Annotated in this window: 17 protein-coding genes and 1 riboswitch; of the genes, 14 read left to right on the top strand and 3 right to left on the bottom strand. The window is 56.9% G+C overall.

What is annotated here, in order from left to right:
• Window positions 1-3 precede the first annotated feature (3 nt).
• A complete protein-coding gene (locus MHI24_RS14685) occupies window positions 4-927 on the bottom strand; it encodes a LysR family transcriptional regulator (RefSeq protein ID WP_340026329.1) in 924 nt (307 codons plus the stop codon).
• Between the two features lie 96 nt (window positions 928-1,023).
• On the opposite strand from MHI24_RS14685, the gene MHI24_RS14680 reads away from it, so the two are divergent.
• On the top strand, window positions 1,024-1,941 hold the full coding sequence (locus tag MHI24_RS14680) for a DMT family transporter (RefSeq protein ID WP_340026328.1): 918 nt from the start codon (window positions 1,024-1,026) through the stop codon (window positions 1,939-1,941).
• A gap of 90 nt (window positions 1,942-2,031) precedes the next feature.
• Here MHI24_RS14680 and MHI24_RS14675 read toward each other — a convergent pair whose 3' ends face one another.
• Complete coding sequence (locus MHI24_RS14675; protein WP_340026327.1) at window positions 2,032-3,639, bottom strand: flagellar assembly protein A; 1,608 nt, start codon at window positions 3,637-3,639, stop codon at window positions 2,032-2,034.
• A 111-nt stretch (window positions 3,640-3,750) separates the two neighbouring features.
• Window positions 3,751-3,845, bottom strand: a riboswitch (cyclic di-GMP riboswitch).
• Between the two features lie 715 nt (window positions 3,846-4,560).
• Here MHI24_RS14675 and MHI24_RS14670 point away from each other — a divergent pair.
• From MHI24_RS14670 to atzF, 8 genes are read left to right on the top strand one after another with little or no spacing between them, the layout of a single operon-like run.
• Window positions 4,561-5,244 carry an isochorismatase family cysteine hydrolase gene (locus MHI24_RS14670; RefSeq protein WP_340026326.1) on the top strand — a complete coding sequence of 228 codons (684 nt, stop codon included), beginning with the start codon at window positions 4,561-4,563 and terminating at the stop codon, window positions 5,242-5,244.
• 27 nt (window positions 5,245-5,271) lie between these two features.
• Window positions 5,272-6,285 carry an ABC transporter substrate-binding protein gene (locus tag MHI24_RS14665; protein WP_340026325.1) on the top strand — a complete coding sequence of 338 codons (1,014 nt, stop codon included), beginning with the start codon at window positions 5,272-5,274 and terminating at the stop codon, window positions 6,283-6,285.
• Window positions 6,286-6,298: 13 nt separating this feature from the next.
• A complete protein-coding gene (locus MHI24_RS14660) occupies window positions 6,299-7,108 on the top strand; it encodes an ABC transporter ATP-binding protein (RefSeq protein WP_340026324.1) in 810 nt (269 codons plus the stop codon).
• Complete coding sequence (locus MHI24_RS14655; RefSeq protein ID WP_340026323.1) at window positions 7,105-7,857, top strand: ABC transporter permease; 753 nt, start codon at window positions 7,105-7,107, stop codon at window positions 7,855-7,857. Before MHI24_RS14660 ends, MHI24_RS14655 begins: the two co-directional genes overlap by 4 nt.
• Entirely contained in the window at window positions 7,854-8,933 is a 1,080-nt protein-coding gene (locus MHI24_RS14650; protein WP_340026322.1) for a ring-opening amidohydrolase, read from the top strand. The genes MHI24_RS14655 and MHI24_RS14650 overlap by 4 nt, the downstream gene beginning before the upstream one ends.
• Window positions 8,934-8,955: 22 nt before the next feature.
• A complete protein-coding gene (locus tag MHI24_RS14645) occupies window positions 8,956-9,396 on the top strand; it encodes a cupin domain-containing protein (protein ID WP_340026321.1) in 441 nt (146 codons plus the stop codon).
• Window positions 9,397-9,409: 13 nt separating this feature from the next.
• Window positions 9,410-11,047 carry a PucR family transcriptional regulator ligand-binding domain-containing protein gene (locus tag MHI24_RS14640; protein ID WP_340026320.1) on the top strand — a complete coding sequence of 546 codons (1,638 nt, stop codon included), beginning with the start codon at window positions 9,410-9,412 and terminating at the stop codon, window positions 11,045-11,047.
• A 5-nt stretch (window positions 11,048-11,052) separates the two neighbouring features.
• Window positions 11,053-12,810 (top strand): allophanate hydrolase, encoded by a 1,758-nt coding sequence (gene atzF, locus MHI24_RS14635; protein ID WP_340026319.1) that lies wholly within the window; start codon window positions 11,053-11,055, stop codon window positions 12,808-12,810.
• Between the two features lie 51 nt (window positions 12,811-12,861).
• On the opposite strand, the gene MHI24_RS14630 is transcribed toward atzF, so the two are convergent.
• Window positions 12,862-13,965 (bottom strand): FUSC family protein, encoded by a 1,104-nt coding sequence (locus MHI24_RS14630; RefSeq protein WP_340026318.1) that lies wholly within the window; start codon window positions 13,963-13,965, stop codon window positions 12,862-12,864.
• 298 nt (window positions 13,966-14,263) lie between these two features.
• Between MHI24_RS14630 and MHI24_RS14625 the strand changes: the two genes are divergently transcribed.
• The 5 genes from MHI24_RS14625 to MHI24_RS14605 all read left to right on the top strand — a co-directional run bounded on the left by MHI24_RS14625 (window position 14,264) and on the right by MHI24_RS14605 (window position 18,857).
• On the top strand, window positions 14,264-15,388 hold the full coding sequence (locus MHI24_RS14625; RefSeq protein WP_340026317.1) for an ABC transporter ATP-binding protein: 1,125 nt from the start codon (window positions 14,264-14,266) through the stop codon (window positions 15,386-15,388).
• Window positions 15,378-16,184 (top strand): ABC transporter permease, encoded by an 807-nt coding sequence (locus tag MHI24_RS14620; RefSeq protein WP_238651346.1) that lies wholly within the window; start codon window positions 15,378-15,380, stop codon window positions 16,182-16,184. The genes MHI24_RS14625 and MHI24_RS14620 overlap by 11 nt, the downstream gene beginning before the upstream one ends.
• Window positions 16,181-17,026 carry an ABC transporter permease gene (locus MHI24_RS14615; RefSeq protein WP_340026316.1) on the top strand — a complete coding sequence of 282 codons (846 nt, stop codon included), beginning with the start codon at window positions 16,181-16,183 and terminating at the stop codon, window positions 17,024-17,026. The genes MHI24_RS14620 and MHI24_RS14615 overlap by 4 nt, the downstream gene beginning before the upstream one ends.
• Window positions 17,023-18,096, top strand: coding sequence for an ABC transporter substrate-binding protein (locus MHI24_RS14610; RefSeq protein ID WP_340026315.1), 1,074 nt, complete (start codon window positions 17,023-17,025; stop codon window positions 18,094-18,096). Before MHI24_RS14615 ends, MHI24_RS14610 begins: the two co-directional genes overlap by 4 nt.
• Window positions 18,097-18,224: 128 nt before the next feature.
• Complete coding sequence (locus tag MHI24_RS14605) at window positions 18,225-18,857, top strand: hypothetical protein (protein WP_340026314.1); 633 nt, start codon at window positions 18,225-18,227, stop codon at window positions 18,855-18,857.
• Window positions 18,858-19,007: the final 150 nt, after the last annotated feature.

Genomic DNA, 19,007 nt, shown 5'->3' with positions numbered 1-19,007 from the left:
TCCTCAGGTCATAGTAGTGTGTCCTGCACCTCCGGCCGGGGACGGCAATGGAGCCTCTGTACCGGAGAATAGCTGCGTTGCGGTATCTATCGCAACCTGTACGGCAATCGAGGCCTCCTGCAGGGAAGGGACAGCCAGGTGAATATCACGGTAAGCCCCCTCAGCAAGCTCCCGGACGACGACATCCGGCGGCAGTGACAGGAGGGAGAGCTGGGACATGACGCCGACAGCAAGTCCCTCCTTAATCATATTCAACGAGGTAGGGTAGCTGCTCACTTCAAATTTCACGTTCATTGTGCTGCCGGCTCTGCGGAATACCTCTACAACAGGAGGCTCATAGCCTGACCTGCAGAGCAGCATAGGCTCGTCTTCCAACTCCTTCACACTAATAACCGGGTGCTGCGCAAGCCTGTGCTCACGGGGAAGCACGGCGTAGAGCTTCTCCCGGAACAGGGGCACGGCATCGAACTCTTCCCCTGGAGAAATCACCAGACCTATGTCAATGTAGCGTGAGGCCAGCCATTCCTTCACCTCGGCAACCGAGCCTTCATGCAGGCTGATCCCGATGCCGGGGTACCGGGCTGAGAGGGTGCGTATGATCTTCGGGACAAAATAAGCGGCGGCAACCGGAAAAGCGCCAATGCGGATGTGGCCCTTCTCCAGCCCCTTCTCGGCGGCGATCTCCTGGTCAATCTTGTCGAGGCCGCTGAGAATGCTGCGACAGATGACCAGAATCCGCTTGCCGATACCGGTCAGCATCAGCCCGTTGCGCCGGTCACGCACCAGCAGCTTCACATCCAGCTCCGCTTCAAGGGCGGAGATGGCCCGGCTGACCGCAGGCTGGGTCATATTCAGCTCCTCGCCGGCTCTGGTGAAGCTGCGGCTCTCGGCGATTAAGACAAACAGACGAATCTGAGTGTTGTTCATATCTTATTTGTTATGCCCCTCATGATTATTATTCATTTCAATTATGACTAGAACTATTGTATCATTTGATAAGAAAACAAGGCAAGGGGTGAAGGAATGCAGAAGCGAAACCAAACGATAGGCTTGTTAATCTTCCTGGTTCTGGTCTGGGGAATTAACTGGCCGCTCTCCAAAATAGCCTTAACCTACGCTCCGCCCTTGCTGTTTGCCGGCATCCGTACGGTCATTGCCGGTATTCTGCTGATTCTTGCCGCCATGCCGAATTGGAGGCGGCTGCATTTCCGGCAGCTCTGGCCAGTCTATCTGACGTCTGCTTTCCTAAGTATAGTCTTCTACTATGGCTTTCAGACGGTTGGCCTGCAGTATGTGCCGTCAGGGCTATTCTCGGCGATTGTATTCCTGCAGCCGGTGCTGCTGGGGATCTTTGCCTGGCTCTGGCTGGGTGAGCGGATGTACGGGCTTAAGATTGCCGGGCTTGTCATCGGATTCCTTGGGGTCGGTTCATTAAGTATTGGGGGATTGACTGGCAGTATCTCGGCGGTCGGTGTACTGCTGGCCTTAGCCAGTGCGGTCAGTTGGGCGCTGGCGACGGTCTACACCAAACGCAATGCGGTCCGGGTCGATATGCTGTGGATGACAGCGATGCAGATCATGATCGGCGGAGTTATCCTGCTGGCGGCAGGCTCCGTCTCGGAGAGCTGGAGTGATATTAACTGGAGCGGAACCTTTGTAGCGAATACACTGTTCATTGCGGTGTTTGTGATCGCGCTTGGGTGGATGGTCTATTTCAAGCTCATCAATGAAGGGGAAGCGGGCAAGGTGGGTTCGTTCACCTTCCTGATTCCACTGGTATCGATCGGCTCAAGTGTAATTCTTATGCATGAGCAGATTACGGTGAATCTGGTTATCGGCATGTTGCTGATTGTAGGCAGTATTATCCTGGTGAATGCCAGAATAGGCCGGAGCGCAAGGCAAGCTGTGCAGTCCCCGGTAACAGAAACAGGCAAGGACTAAGAAACGGCTGCTCCCTGGAGAAGGGGGCAGCCGTTTCTTGGTTCAGAGAATAGATAGGCTGTAGCAGACTCAGATCATTACTGCCCGCTGTCACCCGCGCAGAAGCAGCGCTCCGTCCGGCTCCAGACGGCTGTCCTGCGAGCCGGCCAGACTGATCATCGCATGCTCCTCCTGAAGCTGCTCGACAGCTCCGGCCAGTCTGCGCAGCAGCTTGGTGAGACTGCCCAGCAGGCTATCTGTAATATGTTCAGTGAACTGGCCCGGATGGGCGAAGATCTCCAGCATCTGCCGGAGCTGGGCCGTATCCGGCGCAGACTCCCCTTTCATCACAGCCAGTGCGGATTGAAGTCCATCAATCATGCCTCCAAAGTGGCAGTATTTGTCCTCCAGCAGCAGCATAACCACCAGCCCGTATTTTACGGATTGCTGACGGGCCTCTACATTCCGGGCCAACTGCCCCGCAGCTTCCCGCAGCCCTTCCGCTTCGGCCAGCAGCAGACTGGAGAGGCGGTGCAGGCGGTGCTGCTGCACTCCGGCCAGTCCGGCGTACAGGCTGCTGCCGGTAACGTGGCCGCTTATATAGATGCTCCCGGTTGCTATAATGGTAGACTTGCTTACGCAGCCATAGATATACACGTTCCCCAGCGCCTCAATACATGCTGGCCCTTCCAAATCTCCATTTACAATGATATCGCCTGCGAACAGGAAGTCCCCGGCTTCCTCAATCATCTCCGGGGCCATAAGCCGGACCGGCGGGAAATCGCAGGTCCGGACGCTGCCGCCTGTTCCGCAGATCCGGGGACGGCCGGAATGCAGTGCCATAATGCTGCCGCAGGGCAGGAGACGGACATCCTTTCCTGCGGTAACGGTGATATCCTGCGGCGGAGGCGGAGGCAGAACGCCTCCGTCTGTATCGAAGCCGGGAATGCCGTCTTCGGCCGGCAGCTTGCGGGCGAAGACCTCGCCCTCCCAGGCGAAGGGGGCTCCGGGGAAGCGGAGATACTCCAGCGGGTCTGCCGCTTCCTCCCCGTGATTCGCCTGGAGCATTCCGTTGCCCGCCAGCGTATGCTCCGGCAGCGTGAACTCCAGCCGCGATTCCTTGCCGGGCCGCGGGGCCCGCCCTTCGGCGATGCAGACCGGAAGATAGGTAGGGTTCTCAAGCTCTGCGTACAGGGCCGGGATGTTCAGGTTGCGCAGGATATAACGGTTATCCAGGGAAGCGATAATCTGTTCTATAGTAAGTGTGGACAACAGTGCCGCCGGATTGGGCCGGGCGCGGACGACCGCCTCGCAGGCAGCGGGGGAGTTGACCAGATTCCAGGCGTACTTTTCTGCGCGGTATAGGGTGAAATAGACTTTGAGCTTGTCCGGGGAGGCAGTGATCTGATACTGCGGCTTCTCGCAGATCTCCCAGGTAATATCATCTGCTGCGGTTACCTCGGTCGGTTCTGTGACGGTCTTGCCGTTAATTTTCAGGACAACAGGGTGAACAGCAGAGATTCTGGCGGGTATACCGCCAGCCAGCGGGGGAGTGATGAAAATCTGGTTGTTCTGCACGAGGATGATTCCATTCTTATCTCCATTAGTCCCGTCAGAAGCTCGGCCCTCTACAGAGAATGAATCCAGCAGACCGCCCCGCTCAAGCATCAGGGACTCCACGAATTCATATCGTTTTGGTTCGATGAACTGCTGCGGCATTATAGTTACCTCACTTTTTCGTATAATCAATGGCATTCGTACAGACAAGAACATCATAAAGCCTGGAAGCGGGAGCACACTCCCGTAAGACAGCCGGCTTACGTGGTCTCTATTGGCGGCCTGGCGACCATGAACGCGGTTACGACTGCGTTGTTAGGCCCATTGCTTTGCGTCCTGCCCTTTCGGGAAGTTTGCCTTTTAGAAATAGATCAATGATATACACACTGTATGAGGGAGTTTATGGATCGACTGTAATCGACAAAAAGAGCTGAAACTGGTTCCTTCGTTATATTAACTTCTGCAAACAAGCTTAATTCTAGTACTTAAAGAGCTATTTTTCAACTATATTATGCCTATTTATCAAGTTTCGTAATATCTGCAACACTAATTTTTCAGAAAAACTGGTTTCCCAGCGTTTACAGCTTATGGAAGACGGCGGGGCGGCGATGGGGGCGTGCAGACCGGATGTAGTCGAAAAACCGATCACAATTGGCTGGCGCGGGGTGTGTGGGCGGAATGTAGTCGAAAAACCGATCACATTGGAGGGCAAGAGGGTGTGTGGGCGGAATATAGTTGAAAAACCGATCACATTGGGCAAACGCGGGGCTATGGAGCGGAATGTAATCGAAAAACCGATCACATTGGGCAGACGCGGGATACGAGGGGCAGATATGGGTGTGAGGTAACGGATGCGCGCGAAAGGTAGAAAGCGACCGTAAACGGGGTGATTCACACCTTTTAAATGTCACTTATGTGTTAACTATGTTAATAAACACAAATTTTTATCTTAATATTTCGTAATAAAAACGAAGACACTCTAAATTCTTTGTAATATAATCTAACTCATACCAAAGAAACATAAATAAATGTTAATAAAGTTAACATTAATAGAGACAGGGCAACAGGAGAGGAGCATGAACCATGCAGATTGCAGCAGCACCCTACACTTGGCCGTATGACGGTACGCTTGACCCGGCGAAGACGGCACTGATGATTATCGACATGCAGACGGATTTCTGCGGCAAAGGCGGTTACGTGGACAGAATGGGCTATGACCTCTCGCTGACGGCAAGAGCAATCCCGCCGATTCAGCGGCTGCTGGCCCGCATCCGGGAGATTGAAGGCTTCACCGTGATTCATACCCGGGAGGGCCACAAGCCCGATCTGTCCGATCTTCCGGCGAACAAACGGTGGCGGAGTAAACAGATCGGCGCCGAGATCGGCTCGGAGGGACCGGCGGGACGTATCCTGGTGCGGGGCGAACGCGGCTGGCAGATCATCGATGAGCTGGCCCCTGCCGAAGGAGAGTACATTGTGGACAAGCCGGGCAAAGGCAGCTTTTATGCCACAGACCTGGACCTGATCCTGAAAAATAAAGGCATTACCCATCTGATTCTGACCGGAATCACCACCGATGTCTGCGTGCACACCACGATGCGGGAAGCCAATGACCGCGGGTACGAGTGCCTGATTCTGTCGGATTGCACGGGTGCTACGGATGAAGCGAATCATCTGGCGGCACTGAATATGGTTCAAATGCAGGGCGGCGTCTTCGGCAGTGTGAGCGATTCGCAGGCAGTGCTTCGGGCACTGGAGCAATACTAAACTACTTCATAAATTGGGGGAATCATCATGTGGAACAAGTCCAGAACCAAAGCGTTTATGCTGTTAACTTCACTGCTGCTGCTCCTGACAGCCTGCGGCAATAATGCAGGGACAGAGAAGGCCGAAGGCCAGGGAGCGGAAGGCTCCGGTGAGCTGAAAAAGGTGGTGCTCCGGCTGAAGTGGATTCATCAGGCACAGTTCGCCGGTTTTTATACCGCGGTAGAGAAGGGTTTCTATAAGGAAGCAGGGCTTGATGTCGAGATCCGCCCGGGGGGCTCGGATTTCCCGGCGGTGCAGATGGTCGCTTCCGGCAGTGAGGAATTCGGAGTGACCGGAGCGGACCAGATCATTATCGCCAGAGAAAAGGGCGTGCCGGTCACCGCATTATCGGCCATCTACCGCAAAACCCCGTTCGTAATGTTCGCGCTCAAGGAGTCCGGCATTAAGACGATGGACGACCTGGTCGGCCAGAAGGTGGGCATCAAGCTGGGCGGCAATGAAGAGCTGACCTTCCGGGCCATGGAGAAAAGCGCAGGCATCGAAACGTCGCAGATTGAAGAGATGCCGATCAAATATGACCTCAGTCCGCTGCTGACCGGACAGGTCAAGGCTTGGCCCGGCTATGTAATTAATGAGGTGCTGGCGGTAGAGGAGCAAGGTAAGGAAGTCAATATTATTGATCCGAACGACTACGGCATCAACTTCTATGCAGACACGCTGTTTACCACCGAATCGGTGATCAAGAAGGACCCTGAGATGGTGCGGGGATTCGTTCAGGCCTCGATGAAGGGCTGGGACTACGCGGTGCAGCATCCGGAGGAAGCGGCAGAGTTCGGCCTGAAATACGGGGAGAAGCTCGATCTGAAGCATGAGGTCAGTATGATGAAGGCCAGCATTCCGCTGCTGGAGCCGGAGAAGCTGCCGCTGGGCTCGATGGATGAGGACGCCTGGAAGACACTGCAGGAGAATCTGATCGACCTGAAGTTTGTCAAAAAAGAACAGGATCTGGGCGCATTATTCACCAACGAGTATCTGAACTAAGGAGGGACCGAAGATGACAACAGCGATCCAACGTAAGACGGATTCTGCCCCCGTGCAGAATCCCGATGCCCGCGAGGTCATGCTCTCTCTGCGCAATTGCTCCCTATCCTTCGGAGATGTACCGGTTCTCAATAATGTCAGCCTCGATGTGTACCGGAATGAGTTCATCTCCATTCTCGGGCCAAGCGGCTGCGGGAAATCTACGACACTGCGGCTGATGCTGCGGCTGTTAAGCCCGGAAGCGGGCGGGGAGGTTGCTTATTCCTCGCCTGATCTGTCGCTGGGCATGGTTTTTCAGAAGCCGGTCCTGATGCCGTGGCTCAGTGCGCTGCAGAATGTCATGCTGCCGCTGGAGCTGGGCGAGAAGAAGAAATTTAGTAAGAGCGAAGCACGGGAGAAGGCGGAAAGCGCCCTGCGGCTGGTCGGCCTGCAGGATTACCTGAACCATTACCCGCATCAGCTCAGCGGCGGGATGCAGCAGCGGGCGGCGATTGCCCGCGCGCTGGCTGCCGATCCGACCGTGCTGCTGATGGATGAGCCGTTCGGTGCACTCGACGAGCTGACCCGCGAGAAGCTGAACTTCGAGCTGCTCCGGCTGTGGGAGAGTCCCGAGACCAGTCTCAGTAGCATTGTCATGGTGACCCATTCGATTCAGGAATCGGTGCTGCTGTCGGACCGGGTTGTGATGATGTCACCCCGCCCGGCCGGAGTCACAGATATTATTCCGGTCCCGCTCCCGTCTCCGCGTGAAGCCGGGATGGAGGAGCTGCCGGAATTCCACCGGACCGTCAAAGCACTAAGGAAGCAGGTGAAGCATCTATGACCGCCAGAATCAAAGACAGTCTGTACCCCGTTACTTTTGCTCTCGGCTTCCTGATTCTATGGGAGCTGGCTGTACGGCTCCTGTCCGTACCGGTCTACCTGCTGCCGGCGCCGACCGCAGTGGTCTCGGCCCTCACCGGCTCCCTGTGGTCGCATACGCTGGTTACGCTGGGCGAAGCCCTGGCCGGATTCATTCTGGCCAACATCCTCGGCCTGGTGACCGCCATTATATTCGTGCATTCCAAGCCGATTGAGAAGGGAATGTTCCCGCTTGCTATCGCCCTGAAGACGACTCCGCTGGTGGCGCTGGCGCCGCTCCTGGTCGTGTGGCTGGGGACCGGATATTCCTCGAAGGTGATTGCTTCGATGCTGATTTGCTTTTTCCCGATCCTGGTGAACAGTGTCAAGGGCCTGAAGGCCATTGAATATGAAGCCTGGGAGCTGTTCTCGACCTATAAGGGCACCAAGCGCGAGATCTTCTGGAAGCTGCGGCTGCCGACCAGCCTGCCTTACATCTTCTCTGCCCTGAAAATCTCGACCTCGCTGGCCATTGTCGGAGCGATTGTCGGTGAATTCGTCGGGGCTAACAAGGGGCTGGGTTATGTGGTGCTGGTCTCTTCCTATCATATGGACACCCCGGTGATGTTCTCGGCGATTATTGCCTCCGCGCTGTGCGGCCTGCTGCTGTTCTGGGGTATCGGGCTGCTGGAGAAGAAGGTTATTTTCTGGACCAGGAGTGATGATCTATGATGAAATGCTCAGTATTCAAAATCCCTGCAGGTGCGCCGCACGATATGTCCGGCCTGCAGTTGTTAATTGAAGACGGACGGCTCCGGCCGGAAGAGGTGGTCGCCGTATTGGGCAAGACCGAGGGGAACGGCTGTGTCAACGACTTCACCCGCGGTTACGCGGTCATGGCGCTGAAGGGGTTCTTCGCAGCATCCGCCAAGGGAGGAGCTGCTGATATCTCCTATGTGATGTCCGGCGGAACCGAAGGCGTGCTTAGCCCGCACTTCACAGTGATCAGCCGCAGCGGCCAGGCGGAGCCTTCAGGCTCTGGCGGCGGGCAGAAATCGCTGGCGGTAGGCGTAGCCAGAACAAGGGACTTCCGGCCGGAGGAGCTGGGGCGGCTCACTCAGGTGGACGAAGTGGCCGATGCGGTAGCCCGGGCGGTTCTGGATGCCGGAATCGTATCGCCTGCGGATGTGCATTTCGTGCAGATCAAATGCCCGCTGCTCACCGCAGAGCAGATCTACGAGGCGCATAGCCGTCAGGCGTCCCTGGTGACAGAGGATACGTACAAATCGATGGGATATTCCAGAGGCGCTTCCGCCCTGGGGACCGCTGTTGCGCTGGGCGAAGTGGAGCGCTCTTCCTTGAATGAAGAAGACATCTGCGTGAACTGGGGCAAATACAGCACAGTCGCCTCTACCTCGGCGGGCAGCGAGCTGTCCTGCTGTGAGGTCATTGTCTTCGGCAATTCGGCGGCTGCGGGCGGTCCGTATCATATCGATCACGCTGTGATGAAGGATGCGGTCGACGGCGCGGCGCTGCAAGGTCTGCTGGACCGGTATCCCGGCGATGAGCTGGTCCAGGTGCTGGCCAAGGCCGAAGCGGACCCGGATGGTGTCATCCGCGGACGGCGGCATATCATGCTGGATGATTCCGATATCAATCATACCCGCCATGCCCGGGCGGTGGTCGGCGGGGTGCTGGCCTATGTCGGCGGCGATCCGATGATCTACGTCTCCGGCGGGGGCGAGCATCAGGGCCCGAAGGGCGGGGGGCCGGTGGCGGCGGTATTCCGCAGGCAGAACGAACTATAACTTATCCATTCTGGAGGAATGAATGATGCATACACAGACACAGGTTACCGAAGTGCTGAGCGCGGCGGACATGACATGGGAGCTTATGCCCAACCACATTGAACTGTACCACCGGGAGATCGTCTCGGCCGAGCAGGCGGACCGCCTGGGCATCCGCATGAGCTCCATTCTGTGGGAGAAGCTGGGCGTCGGCGGGCAGGTCGTGCCGCACTATCATGATGTCGTTGAGATTATTCATATCACAGCGGGCGAGGTCAAGCTGCTGTCAGGCGGGGAGTGGTACAGCTACCGGGCCGGAGATACGTTCCATGTGCCTGCGGGCGTTGTCCATTCCGTTGCGAATGTTGGCGATACACCGTCGGAGCAGATCAGCATTTTTGTACCGGCGGAGGCGGATGTGCCGGGGAACAGCTTTTTTGGCACAACACTGATTGAGGATGTCTATTCTAGCAAGCTAAAGTAAAGGCGGCGGAGCCATGGGTACTCAAGTCATCAACGGATTGACCTGCAGCGACCTACTGCTGATCCCCGATCTGAAGGAGGCGGTGGTCCTCGCGGGAGCGGGAGGGCTGGGCCGTTACATTAACCGGGTCAATGTTATGGAGGTTCCCGATGTCATTGACTGGGTCCGGCCCGGAGAATTCCTGATTACGAGCGGCTTCCCCTTCCAGGGCCAGCCGGACCTTCTGACTGCGATTATTCCCCAGCTTAATCAGAAGGGGGTATCGGCACTGGGGATCAAGACCAAGCGTTATATCGATCAGGTTCCGGCCCGGGCGCTGGAGCTGGCGGACCAGCTGGACTTTCCGGTGTTCGAGCTGCCGGCTGCGACCTCCTTCTCGGATGTCGTGCGCGACATCATGGAGCGGGTGCTGGTCCAGGAGGCCCGGGAGCTGTCGCAGTTACAGAGCCGCTTCCAAAAGCTGTCCAGACAGCTTCTCCACGGCGACGGCATCGAGGATTTCCTGCAGACGCTGGACGGGATGCTGCATAATCCGGTTGTGCTGCTGGATGAGACCGACCAGGTCTTCTGTTCTCCGCAGGCGGAGGCACTGGAGCTGGAGGAGCAGCTTCCGGCCTGGATGCAGCTGCGCCAGGAGGGCAGTCTCGGCATCACCTTCCTGACGGTCGGGGAGCGGCGCATCCGTGCCTATGTCTCGGCCGTCAATGACAAGGGGCCGGACCAGTGCCTGCTGGTGCTGCTTGAATGGAACAGCGAGCTGTCGGTAGTCGACCAGCTGACCATTGACCGGGTAGGTGTGCTGGTCGGGCTGGAGCTGATCAATGCCGGTGCACGCCGGGAGGTAGAATTGAAGTACGTGGACCAGTTCCTGCAGGACTGGATCAGCGGGCGGATTACCGCTCCCGGAGACCTCAAGCTGCGGGGCGAGGCCTGCGGCTGTCCGCTTCCGGAGAGGCCGCTGCGCGCTGTAGCCGTAGGCTGGCTGGATGCGAAGCCGGAGCTGAAGCAGCTCCAACAGGTGGTGAGACGGGTGCGGGCCAGGGGGGATCTTCAGCAGATGAAGATCACCATCATGGAGGGGGAGCTGGTCCTGACGGTGCCCGGGGAGCCGGAGCTGCCGCCGGAGGAGACGCTGGCGCTCCTGCTTGCCGAGCTGAACCGGGCATTCCCCAAGGGGGAGTGCGCCTTCTGCATCGGCGACCTCGCGGAAGGTCCCGACCAGGTGCGCTTCAGCTACGAGTCGGCCCGCAAGATCGCCCGTATCCGCGAGATCAGCGGCTACAGCGGAACCTATGTGGACTACCGCAAGCTGGGGGTGTTCCGGCTGCTGTATCATCTGCCTGAGCTGGAGGAGATCAATGCGTACAGGGACCAGTACGTGGTTCCGCTGCTGGAGTATGACAGCAGGCATAATGCCTCGCTGCTGCATACCCTCCAGCTCTATTTCAAGTGCAACCGCAACATCAAGCGGACTTCCGGCGAGCTGTTCACGCATTATAATACCGTCACCTACCGGATTGACCGGGCCTGCGAGCTGCTCGGGCTGAACCAGGATGACGGGAACGATATGCTGGAGCTGCAGCTGGCGCTCAAGCTGTTTGAGATGGGTCAGGGCCGCAGCAGACGTTCGGATTCCCAGAGAAGGAGCTGAGTATTATGACGGTTAACAATACATTTCCCGCCAAGCTGACCGCTGAGTGGCTGCATGGGCAATATGCAAGCGGTATGTTAAGCCCGGAGGAGGTCATCCATGAGATCATCCGCCGTGCGGAGCGCGACCAGGCGATGAATATCTGGATTGAACCACCGGCAGAGGCGCATATCCGTCCTTACCTTGAGGCGCTTGGCGGGATGGATCTGGAGCGCTATCCGTTATGGGGCCTCCCGTTCGCGGTTAAGGACAATATCGATGTGCAGGGGCTGCCGACAACGGCGGCCTGTCCTGAATATGCTTATCAGCCGGAGGCGGATGCTGCCGTTGTAGCGAGGCTTGTTGCGGCAGGGGCCATCCCGGTCGGCAAAACCAACCTCGACCAGTTCGCCACCGGCCTGGTCGGTGTGCGCAGCCCGTACGGCGAGACGCATAATGCCCTGCGTCCCGAATACATCAGCGGCGGCTCCAGTGCCGGCTCCGCTGTAGCTGTGGCCCGGGGCCAGGCCGTATTCAGCCTGGGCACCGATACAGCAGGCTCGGGCCGCGTGCCTGCCGCACTGAACGGGCTGGTCGGCTACAAGCCCAGCCTGGGCGCCTGGCCGGTACGCGGCGTTGTACCGGCCTGTGCCAGCCTGGATTGTGTGACCGTATTTGCACACAATCTGGACGGGGCCCTCGCGGTGGACCGCGTGGCCCGGGGCTTCGACGCGGCTGATCCCTGGTCGCGTGCCGTGAAGCGGCGGTCCGCCGCACTCCCCGCGAAGCTGCTGCTTCCGGCGGACCCGCCTGGGTTCTATGGCCCCCATGCGGACGAATACCGCCAGGCCTGGGAGCGGGCAGAAGCGGCAGTCCAGGCGATGGGCCTGCCGGTGGAACGGGTGGACTGCACGCTGTTCTACGAAGCGGCAGCCATTCTGTACGAAGGGCCGTGGGTTGCAGAACGCTGGGCCGGGCTGGGCGCGTTCGTGGAGAGCCACCGCGAAGCTGTGCTGCCAGTGACGGCGTCTATCCTGTCGTCCGGGGCGGCGGAGCAGCATACCGCTGCGAGCCTGTTCGGGGCGATGCACCGGCTGCAGGGCTACAAGCGGGCAGCGGAGCTGCTGCTGCGCGAGGCGGTGCTGGTGCTCCCGACCTGCGGTGGGACCTGGACCCGGGAGCAGGTTGCTGCTGATCCGGCAGGAGCCAACTCGGCGATGGGGCGCTATACGAATCATTGCAACCTGCTCGATCTGTCTGCGCTGGCAGTTCCGGCCGGGGATGCTGCCGAGGATCTGCCGTTCGGCCTTACTCTGTTCGCGCTGGCCGACAGCGAGCATCTGCTGGCCGGAGCCGGGGCGCAGCTTCTGGTGGAGCGCCTGGCACCGGACGAGGAGGCCGGCATGATGACGCTGGCCGTCTGCGGGCTGCATATGCGCGGCTTCCCGTTGGAGCCGCAGATGCTGGCGCATGGCGCCCGGTTCTGGCAGACGGCGCAGACCGCCGCCTGCTACGAACTGGTCAAGCTTCCCACGAAGCCGGCCAAGCCGGGTCTGCTGAGGCAGGCGCAAGGAGGCGGCGCGGTGGAGCTGGAGCTGTGGCGGATGCCGGTGGAATCGCTGGGATCGTTCGCGCAGCTTATTCCGGCCCCGCTGGGCCTGGGGCGGGTGCTGCTGGCGGACGGCCGGGAGGTAACCGGCTTCATCTGTGAAGGCTATGCCGGGGCAGAAGCCGGAGCGGAGAACATTACGGGTTACGGGGGCTGGAGATATGTGCCTGCCTGATTGTGAATGGGGTAAAATAGCATAAGGCAGAAAAAAGGGACGCTTCCAGGCTTAAAGCTTGTGGAAGAGTCCCTTTTGTATGAATTGTATAGCCCGTGCAGGATGGGCCTTGACGGGCTGCGGTGCGGCCGAGAGTGCCGCGTAATCTGCCCGTTCAATCTCTTCAAGAATCCGGTTCAGGTGGGAGAACACTGCACCGAGGTCGCGGAAGGCGGCCAGCGGGCATTGGTCCTGCAGCTCCGCATACCAGGCCAGCTGCAGATCGCGGGCCCGTCTCAGGCTCTCAGGGAGTGAACGTCCGCCGGTTTCAGCATCTGACAATGTCCGGGTGCCGTACAGGGCGATGCAGTCTGAGGTTGCGCTCAGGACCTCCAGCATCCAGTCGGCTGCGGCATAATGGGCCGGCAGCAGGGCGATCTCTTCGGCAATGCCTTTGACATAGGCATGAACCTTGATCAGATGCGAGGTTGATTGTGACAGCTTACCGATGTCCTTGCGGCACTGGTAATGAGATAAAGTATAATGGATCTCCTTCTGTAGCCGTTCGCTCTTCTTCAGCAGCTCGCCCGAAGCTTCAAGGGCCTTCTTGGCCTGTGCGGCATCCCGCCCGCTTGCGGCGAGTCCGGTCAAGGCATCGGATAACGTCAGGCTGCCCTTCAGCGCCAGGTCCTTCACCTTGACGAAGCTCTTGGGCGGCACGATAATCATATTGATAATCAAGGCAATCAGCACGCCGATCAGCGTCTCGGCGACTCTCCAGACGATATATTGGTCATGATAGAAGGTGAGTGCAAGGACTGAAGTGACGCCGACCTGCGAGACAGCCTGGATATTGATCCGGCAGGCGGTGGCTACACCGATACCGATCAGCAGCATCAGCAGGATCGACAGTGCGCCCACATCGAAGAACTTGCCCACGATCAGGCTGACGATGCCGCCAAGGACCACGCCGGTCATGCGGTAGACACCTTTCTCCAGGGAGGCCTTGACACTGCTCTGGGTAATCAGAATCGCCGCCAGCGGCGCGAAGTAGAGGTAATGGTCTCCGTAGATGATGTGCACGGCCAGCCACGAGAGCGAAGCGGCGAGCGTAATCCGTATCATATATAGGGATAATCCGAACTTTTCAAGGCGCTCCTGCAGGCCCTCGTTCATGTTTGTCATCTTCTTTCATGTAAATAGGAAAAATTTTATGGTTTTCATCCGTTTTCATTATAGCACCTCAAAACAGGCTGGAGGCGGGCAAGATTTTACGAACTTGTTAAGTTTTTGTGCGCGGTTTCACAATGTAAGCTATCGCATATGTTGCACGATTCCTTTATGCTATATATTATGGAAGTCTGTCGAACCGAGGGAGGAAATGTCGCTTATGTGGCACCCGGGCTGGTTCCGGCCGGATTGTCTCCCGCAGGAAGCGGGTAAAATAGGTTGTACCTACATAAGGTAAGGGAGGTTGTTAGCTATAGCTACCCCGGAAGGCACTATTATTTCTTTTGATCAGGTCATTAAGCAATATGACGATGAAGAGCCTGTACTCAAAGGCGTCAGCTTTGAAATTGAACGCGGTAAATTCTACACTCTGCTGGGCCCCTCGGGCTGCGGTAAAACGACCATCCTGCGGCTGATCGCCGGCTTCGCGGAACCAACGGAGGGTTCGATCTATCTAAACGGCAAGATCATCAACCACATTCCCGCCAACGAGCGGCAGGTCAATACGGTGTTTCAGGATTATGCGCTGTTTCCGCACCTGAATGTATTCGAGAATGTGGCCTTCGGACTGCGCATTAAGAAGCTTAAGAAGGATGTCATCCGGCAAAAGGTTCAGGAAGCGCTGCGCTTCGTCAACCTGGTCGGCTATGAGCAGCGGGCCATTAATGAAATGTCCGGCGGGCAGAGACAGCGTGTGGCTATTGCTCGCGCCATAGTCAACGAGCCGCAGGTGCTGCTGCTGGATGAGCCGCTCTCTGCACTGGACCTGAAGCTGCGCACCGAGATGCAGTATATTTTGCGGGAGATGCAGCAGCGGCTGGGCATTACCTTCATCTTCGTCACCCATGACCAGGAAGAGGCGCTGGCGATGTCCGACTGGATCTTCGTTATGAACGGCGGACGGATTGAGCAGAGCGGCACGCCGAACGATATCTATGATGAGCCGATCAACCGGTTCGTGGCTGACTTCATCGGAGAGTCGAACATTGTGCCGGGTGTGATGATTGAGGACTACGTAGTTGAATTCAACGGCCACCGCTTCGAGTGTGTCGATGCCGGCCTGCGGCCGAATGAAGCGGTGGAGATTGTCATCCGTCCCGAGGATCTGGAGATTGCTACTGTTGAGGCGGGCAAGCTGAAGGTCCGTGTGGACTCGCAGCTGTTCCGCGGCGTGCATTACGAGATCAGCTGTTATGACGGCTCGGGCCATGAATGGCTCGTTCATTCTACCCGCAAGGCGGAGGTGGGCTCTGAGATCGGCCTGTATTTTGACCCGGAGGCCATTCATGTCATGCGCTTCGGTGAAACGGAGGAAGAGTTCGACAAGCGTCTGGAGGCCTACGGCGAGGTGGAGAGCCATGAACAGTAAGGGCAAATCGTATTACCTCATCCCCTACTATCTGTGGATCGCGCTGTTTGTCATTGCCCCGGTGCTGCTGGTGGTCTATTATTCCCTGTTCGATCTGGACGGGAAGCTGACGCTGGACAATTACGTTAACTTCTTCACGCCGGTGTATATGCGGATGATGCTGAATTCGTTCTGGTATGCTTTTCTGATCACGCTGTTCTCGCTGCTGGTGGCGTATCCGGCCGCTTATCTGCTGACGCGCACCAAGCACAAGCAGCTCTGGCTGCTGCTGATTATTTTGCCGACCTGGATCAATCTGCTGCTGAAGACGTATGCCTTCATCGGCATCTTCGGCACCTTCGGCCCGGTCAACAACTTCCTGGACCTGCTCGGGCTGGGCGAACAGCAGATCCTGTTCACAGGCTTTAGTTTTGTGTTCGTGTCGGTGTATATTTTCATTCCGTTCATGATTCTGCCGATCTTCAGCGCACTGGAGGAAATGAACCTGTCGCTGGTCGATGCGGCGCGCGATCTGGGCGCCTCGGGCTGGACGACGTTCCGGCGGGTGGTCTTCCCGCTGACGATCTCGGGTGTGCGCTCCGGCTGCATGGCGGTATTCATTCCGGCGCTGTCGCTGTTCATGATTACGCGGCTGATTGCCGGGAACCGGGTCATTACGCTCGGTACGGCCATTGAGCAGCACTTCCTGGTTACGCAGGACTGGGGCATGGGCTCTACCGTTGCGGTATTCCTGATCGCTATTATGGCGCTGTTCATGATTCTGACGGGCGGCTCGCGGAAAGGGGTGCGCGGATGAGGAACACACGTAGGGTCAAAAATAAAAACGGCATCGCCAATCTTTATCTGGTGCTGGTCTTCGTGGTGCTGTACGCGCCGATCTTCTACCTGATGTATTACTCGTTCAACAGCGGCGGGACGATGCATAAGTTCGAGGGCTTTACGCTGGATTATTACCGTGAGGTGGTGGCGGATACCCGGCTGATGATCATCGTCATTAACACGCTGGTTATCGCGCTGTTGTCCTCAGCCATTGCGACAGTGATCGCGGTGATCGGCGCGCTGGCGATTCATCATGTCCGCAGCCGCCGGGCGAAGAACACGCTGCTCTCGCTGAACAATGTGCTGATCGTCAGTCCAGACGTCATTATCGGAGCCTCGTTCCTGATTCTGTTCACCATTGTCGGGATCAAGCTGGGCTTCACCTCCGTGCTGCTCTCGCATGTGGCGTTCAGCATCCCGATTGCCGTCATTATGATCCTGCCTCATCTGCAGGAGATGAGTCCGACCCTGACGGATGCCGCCCGCGATCTTGGCGCTACGCGCCGCGATGTGCTGACGAAGGTCATTCTGCCGATTATCAAGCCGGGTATCTTCAGCGGATTTTTCATGGCTCTGACCTATTCCCTGGACGATTTCGCGGTCACCTTCTTTGTCACGGGCAACGGCTATTCGACCCTGTCGGTGGAGATCTATTCCCGCGCCCGGCAAGGGGTCTCGCTGTCAATTAATGCGCTGTCCACGCTGATCTTCCTTTTCACCATTCTGCTGGTTATCGGGTATTACTATCTGAACCAGCGCAAGAGCCGTCCGCCGATGCAAATTGCCGAGCCGGTGGCCGAAGCGGGGGTGCCTAGATGAAGCAGTTAGTGAATACATTTCTGGCCATTCTGATCGTCGCCTTCGGGCTGATGTTTCTGGCCTCCCGGCTGAACTCAGCCCAGGGTTATTCAGGCGGCAATACGCTGACGATCTACAACTGGGGTGACTACGTGGACCCCGACCTGCTGAAGCAATTCCAGGAGGAGACCGGAATTACGGTCATTTATCAGACGTTCGATTCCAATGAAGCGATGCTGACCAAGGTGGAGCAGGGCGGTACGATCTTCGATGTCGTAGTCCCCTCCGATTATGCTATCGCTAAGATGCGGGAGGAGAATCTGCTGCTGCCGCTGGATCACAGCAAGCTGCCGAATCTCGCCAACATCGATGCCAAGTTCATGGATCTGTCCTTCGATCCCGGCAATAAGTATTCGGTCCCTTATTTCTGGGGAACGGTGGGGATCATCTTCAACCCGGAGATGACGAAGGGCATCGACTTCAGCAGCTGGGATTCCCTGTGGGATAAGCGGCTGAAGAATAACATCTTCCTGGTGGACGGTGCCCGTGAGGTCATGGGCATGGCGCTGAACAGCCTGCACTACTCGGTCAACGACACGAATGAGGCGCATCTGCAGGAGGCGCTGGCCAAGCTGAACAAGCTGTCTCCGAACGTGAAGGCGATTGTCGGTGACGAGGTCAAAATGCTGCTCGCCAACGAAGAAGCGGCAGTCGGTATCGTCTGGTCCGGCGATGCTTCGGAGATTATGGACGATAACGACAAGCTCGATTACATCGTGCCGGAGGAAGGCTCGAACAAATGGTTCGATAACATGGTCATTCCGCGTACCGCCGGCAATGTCGAAGGCGCGCACAAGTTCATCAACTTCATGCTCCGCCCCGAGGTCGCGGCCCAGAACGCGGAATACGTCGGCTACTCCACGCCGAATGTGCCCGCGCTGAAGCTCCTGCCGGAGGACATCTCCGGCGACGAACGCTTCTACCCGCCCGCCGGGCTCACCGACCGCCTGGAGGTCTACGATAACCTCGGCAAGCGGATGCTCGCCCACTATAATGAACTGTTCCTGATGTTCAAGATGAATAAGAAGTAACCGGCAAGTTGTAGGCCGGCAGTGAAACCCCCGTTATGTGCGTGTGCGCAGGCGGGGGTTTTGGTATTTTTATGGTAACCTATGTTTAGGTGAGAGCTTAAGCGGAATTTCTAAGGAGGACGACTAGCATGAAGCGTAAGTATGTATTAATTGGCGTGCGGTGTGTCGTAGCTCTGTCTATCATATTGAGTGTCGCCGTAAATAAAAAAGAGAAAGCAGAACCAGAACAACCTGTTCAAAAAACAATGCAATCGACACTTCAAGTGTATGATTTTGAAGAGGCTCTCGACAACTCTGATTTGGTGGTCAAGATCGAAGTTGAGAATAAGGCAAGAGAATTATCTGAGCCGTCACCGAAAACCCTTTTTCAGGCCAAAATTCTTGAGCAGCTTAAACCCGATCCAGCGCTAAATACGGATCAAATTCATATCCTTCAACAAGGTAACAGCGAGTGGAGGTTTAACGACAATGATTTGTTTTCAGAAAAAGAACGTTATGTCCTATTCCTGAAGAAGGCGGTTGGCATCGATGAACCCAATACCTATTGGATTCTGGGAGAAGAAACGGGAATGTATAAGGACTCCGGTACAGGCCAGCTGCTGAAGCTATCGTACTATGATAAACAGCTTGAAGATATCGAAGACAAGGAATTAACCGCCGATTTCCTGAAAGACAATGAGAAGAAGATGAATTCCAAAGATGTTCAAGTAGTCAATGAACAGCAGTTTAAGGACAAAGTTCAGAGAACTCTTGGGAAGTAGGCCGGAATGTATATTGCTATATAAAAAAGGCCCGCCTTTTTATTGGCGAACCCGGGCAGACGAACGTTCCTTTTTCAACTTGGCAATAGCGTCACTGACCCTTTTATCGCGTTCCGGATTGGGGCCAGGCATTGGGGATGCTAATATGTA

This window comes from Paenibacillus sp. FSL K6-1096 (assembly GCF_037977055.1).
In the GTDB taxonomy this organism is placed as follows: Bacteria; Bacillota; Bacilli; order Paenibacillales; family Paenibacillaceae; genus Paenibacillus_AQ.
Note: the sequence above shows the minus strand (reverse complement) of the source record. Positions and strands in the feature narration are given on the sequence as shown.

What these genes read in the sequence shown, in the direction of transcription:
- MHI24_RS14650 (WP_340026322.1), top strand. Translation starts at nt 7,854, where the DNA reads ATGATGAAATGCTCAGTATTCAAAATCCCTGCAGGTGCGCCGCACGAT.
- MHI24_RS14630 (WP_340026318.1), bottom strand. Translation starts at nt 13,965, where the DNA reads ATGAACGAGGGCCTGCAGGAGCGCCTTGAAAAGTTCGGATTATCCCTA.
- MHI24_RS14615 (WP_340026316.1), top strand. Translation starts at nt 16,181, where the DNA reads ATGAGGAACACACGTAGGGTCAAAAATAAAAACGGCATCGCCAATCTT.
- MHI24_RS14660 (WP_340026324.1), top strand. Translation starts at nt 6,299, where the DNA reads ATGACAACAGCGATCCAACGTAAGACGGATTCTGCCCCCGTGCAGAAT.
- MHI24_RS14605 (WP_340026314.1), top strand. Translation starts at nt 18,225, where the DNA reads ATGAAGCGTAAGTATGTATTAATTGGCGTGCGGTGTGTCGTAGCTCTG.
- MHI24_RS14670 (WP_340026326.1), top strand. Translation starts at nt 4,561, where the DNA reads ATGCAGATTGCAGCAGCACCCTACACTTGGCCGTATGACGGTACGCTT.
- MHI24_RS14620 (WP_238651346.1), top strand. Translation starts at nt 15,378, where the DNA reads ATGAACAGTAAGGGCAAATCGTATTACCTCATCCCCTACTATCTGTGG.
- atzF (WP_340026319.1), top strand. Translation starts at nt 11,053, where the DNA reads ATGACGGTTAACAATACATTTCCCGCCAAGCTGACCGCTGAGTGGCTG.
- MHI24_RS14685 (WP_340026329.1), bottom strand. Translation starts at nt 927, where the DNA reads ATGAACAACACTCAGATTCGTCTGTTTGTCTTAATCGCCGAGAGCCGC.
- MHI24_RS14680 (WP_340026328.1), top strand. Translation starts at nt 1,024, where the DNA reads ATGCAGAAGCGAAACCAAACGATAGGCTTGTTAATCTTCCTGGTTCTG.
- MHI24_RS14640 (WP_340026320.1), top strand. Translation starts at nt 9,410, where the DNA reads ATGGGTACTCAAGTCATCAACGGATTGACCTGCAGCGACCTACTGCTG.
- MHI24_RS14655 (WP_340026323.1), top strand. Translation starts at nt 7,105, where the DNA reads ATGACCGCCAGAATCAAAGACAGTCTGTACCCCGTTACTTTTGCTCTC.
- MHI24_RS14665 (WP_340026325.1), top strand. Translation starts at nt 5,272, where the DNA reads ATGTGGAACAAGTCCAGAACCAAAGCGTTTATGCTGTTAACTTCACTG.
- MHI24_RS14675 (WP_340026327.1), bottom strand. Translation starts at nt 3,639, where the DNA reads ATGCCGCAGCAGTTCATCGAACCAAAACGATATGAATTCGTGGAGTCC.
- MHI24_RS14645 (WP_340026321.1), top strand. Translation starts at nt 8,956, where the DNA reads ATGATGCATACACAGACACAGGTTACCGAAGTGCTGAGCGCGGCGGAC.
- MHI24_RS14610 (WP_340026315.1), top strand. Translation starts at nt 17,023, where the DNA reads ATGAAGCAGTTAGTGAATACATTTCTGGCCATTCTGATCGTCGCCTTC.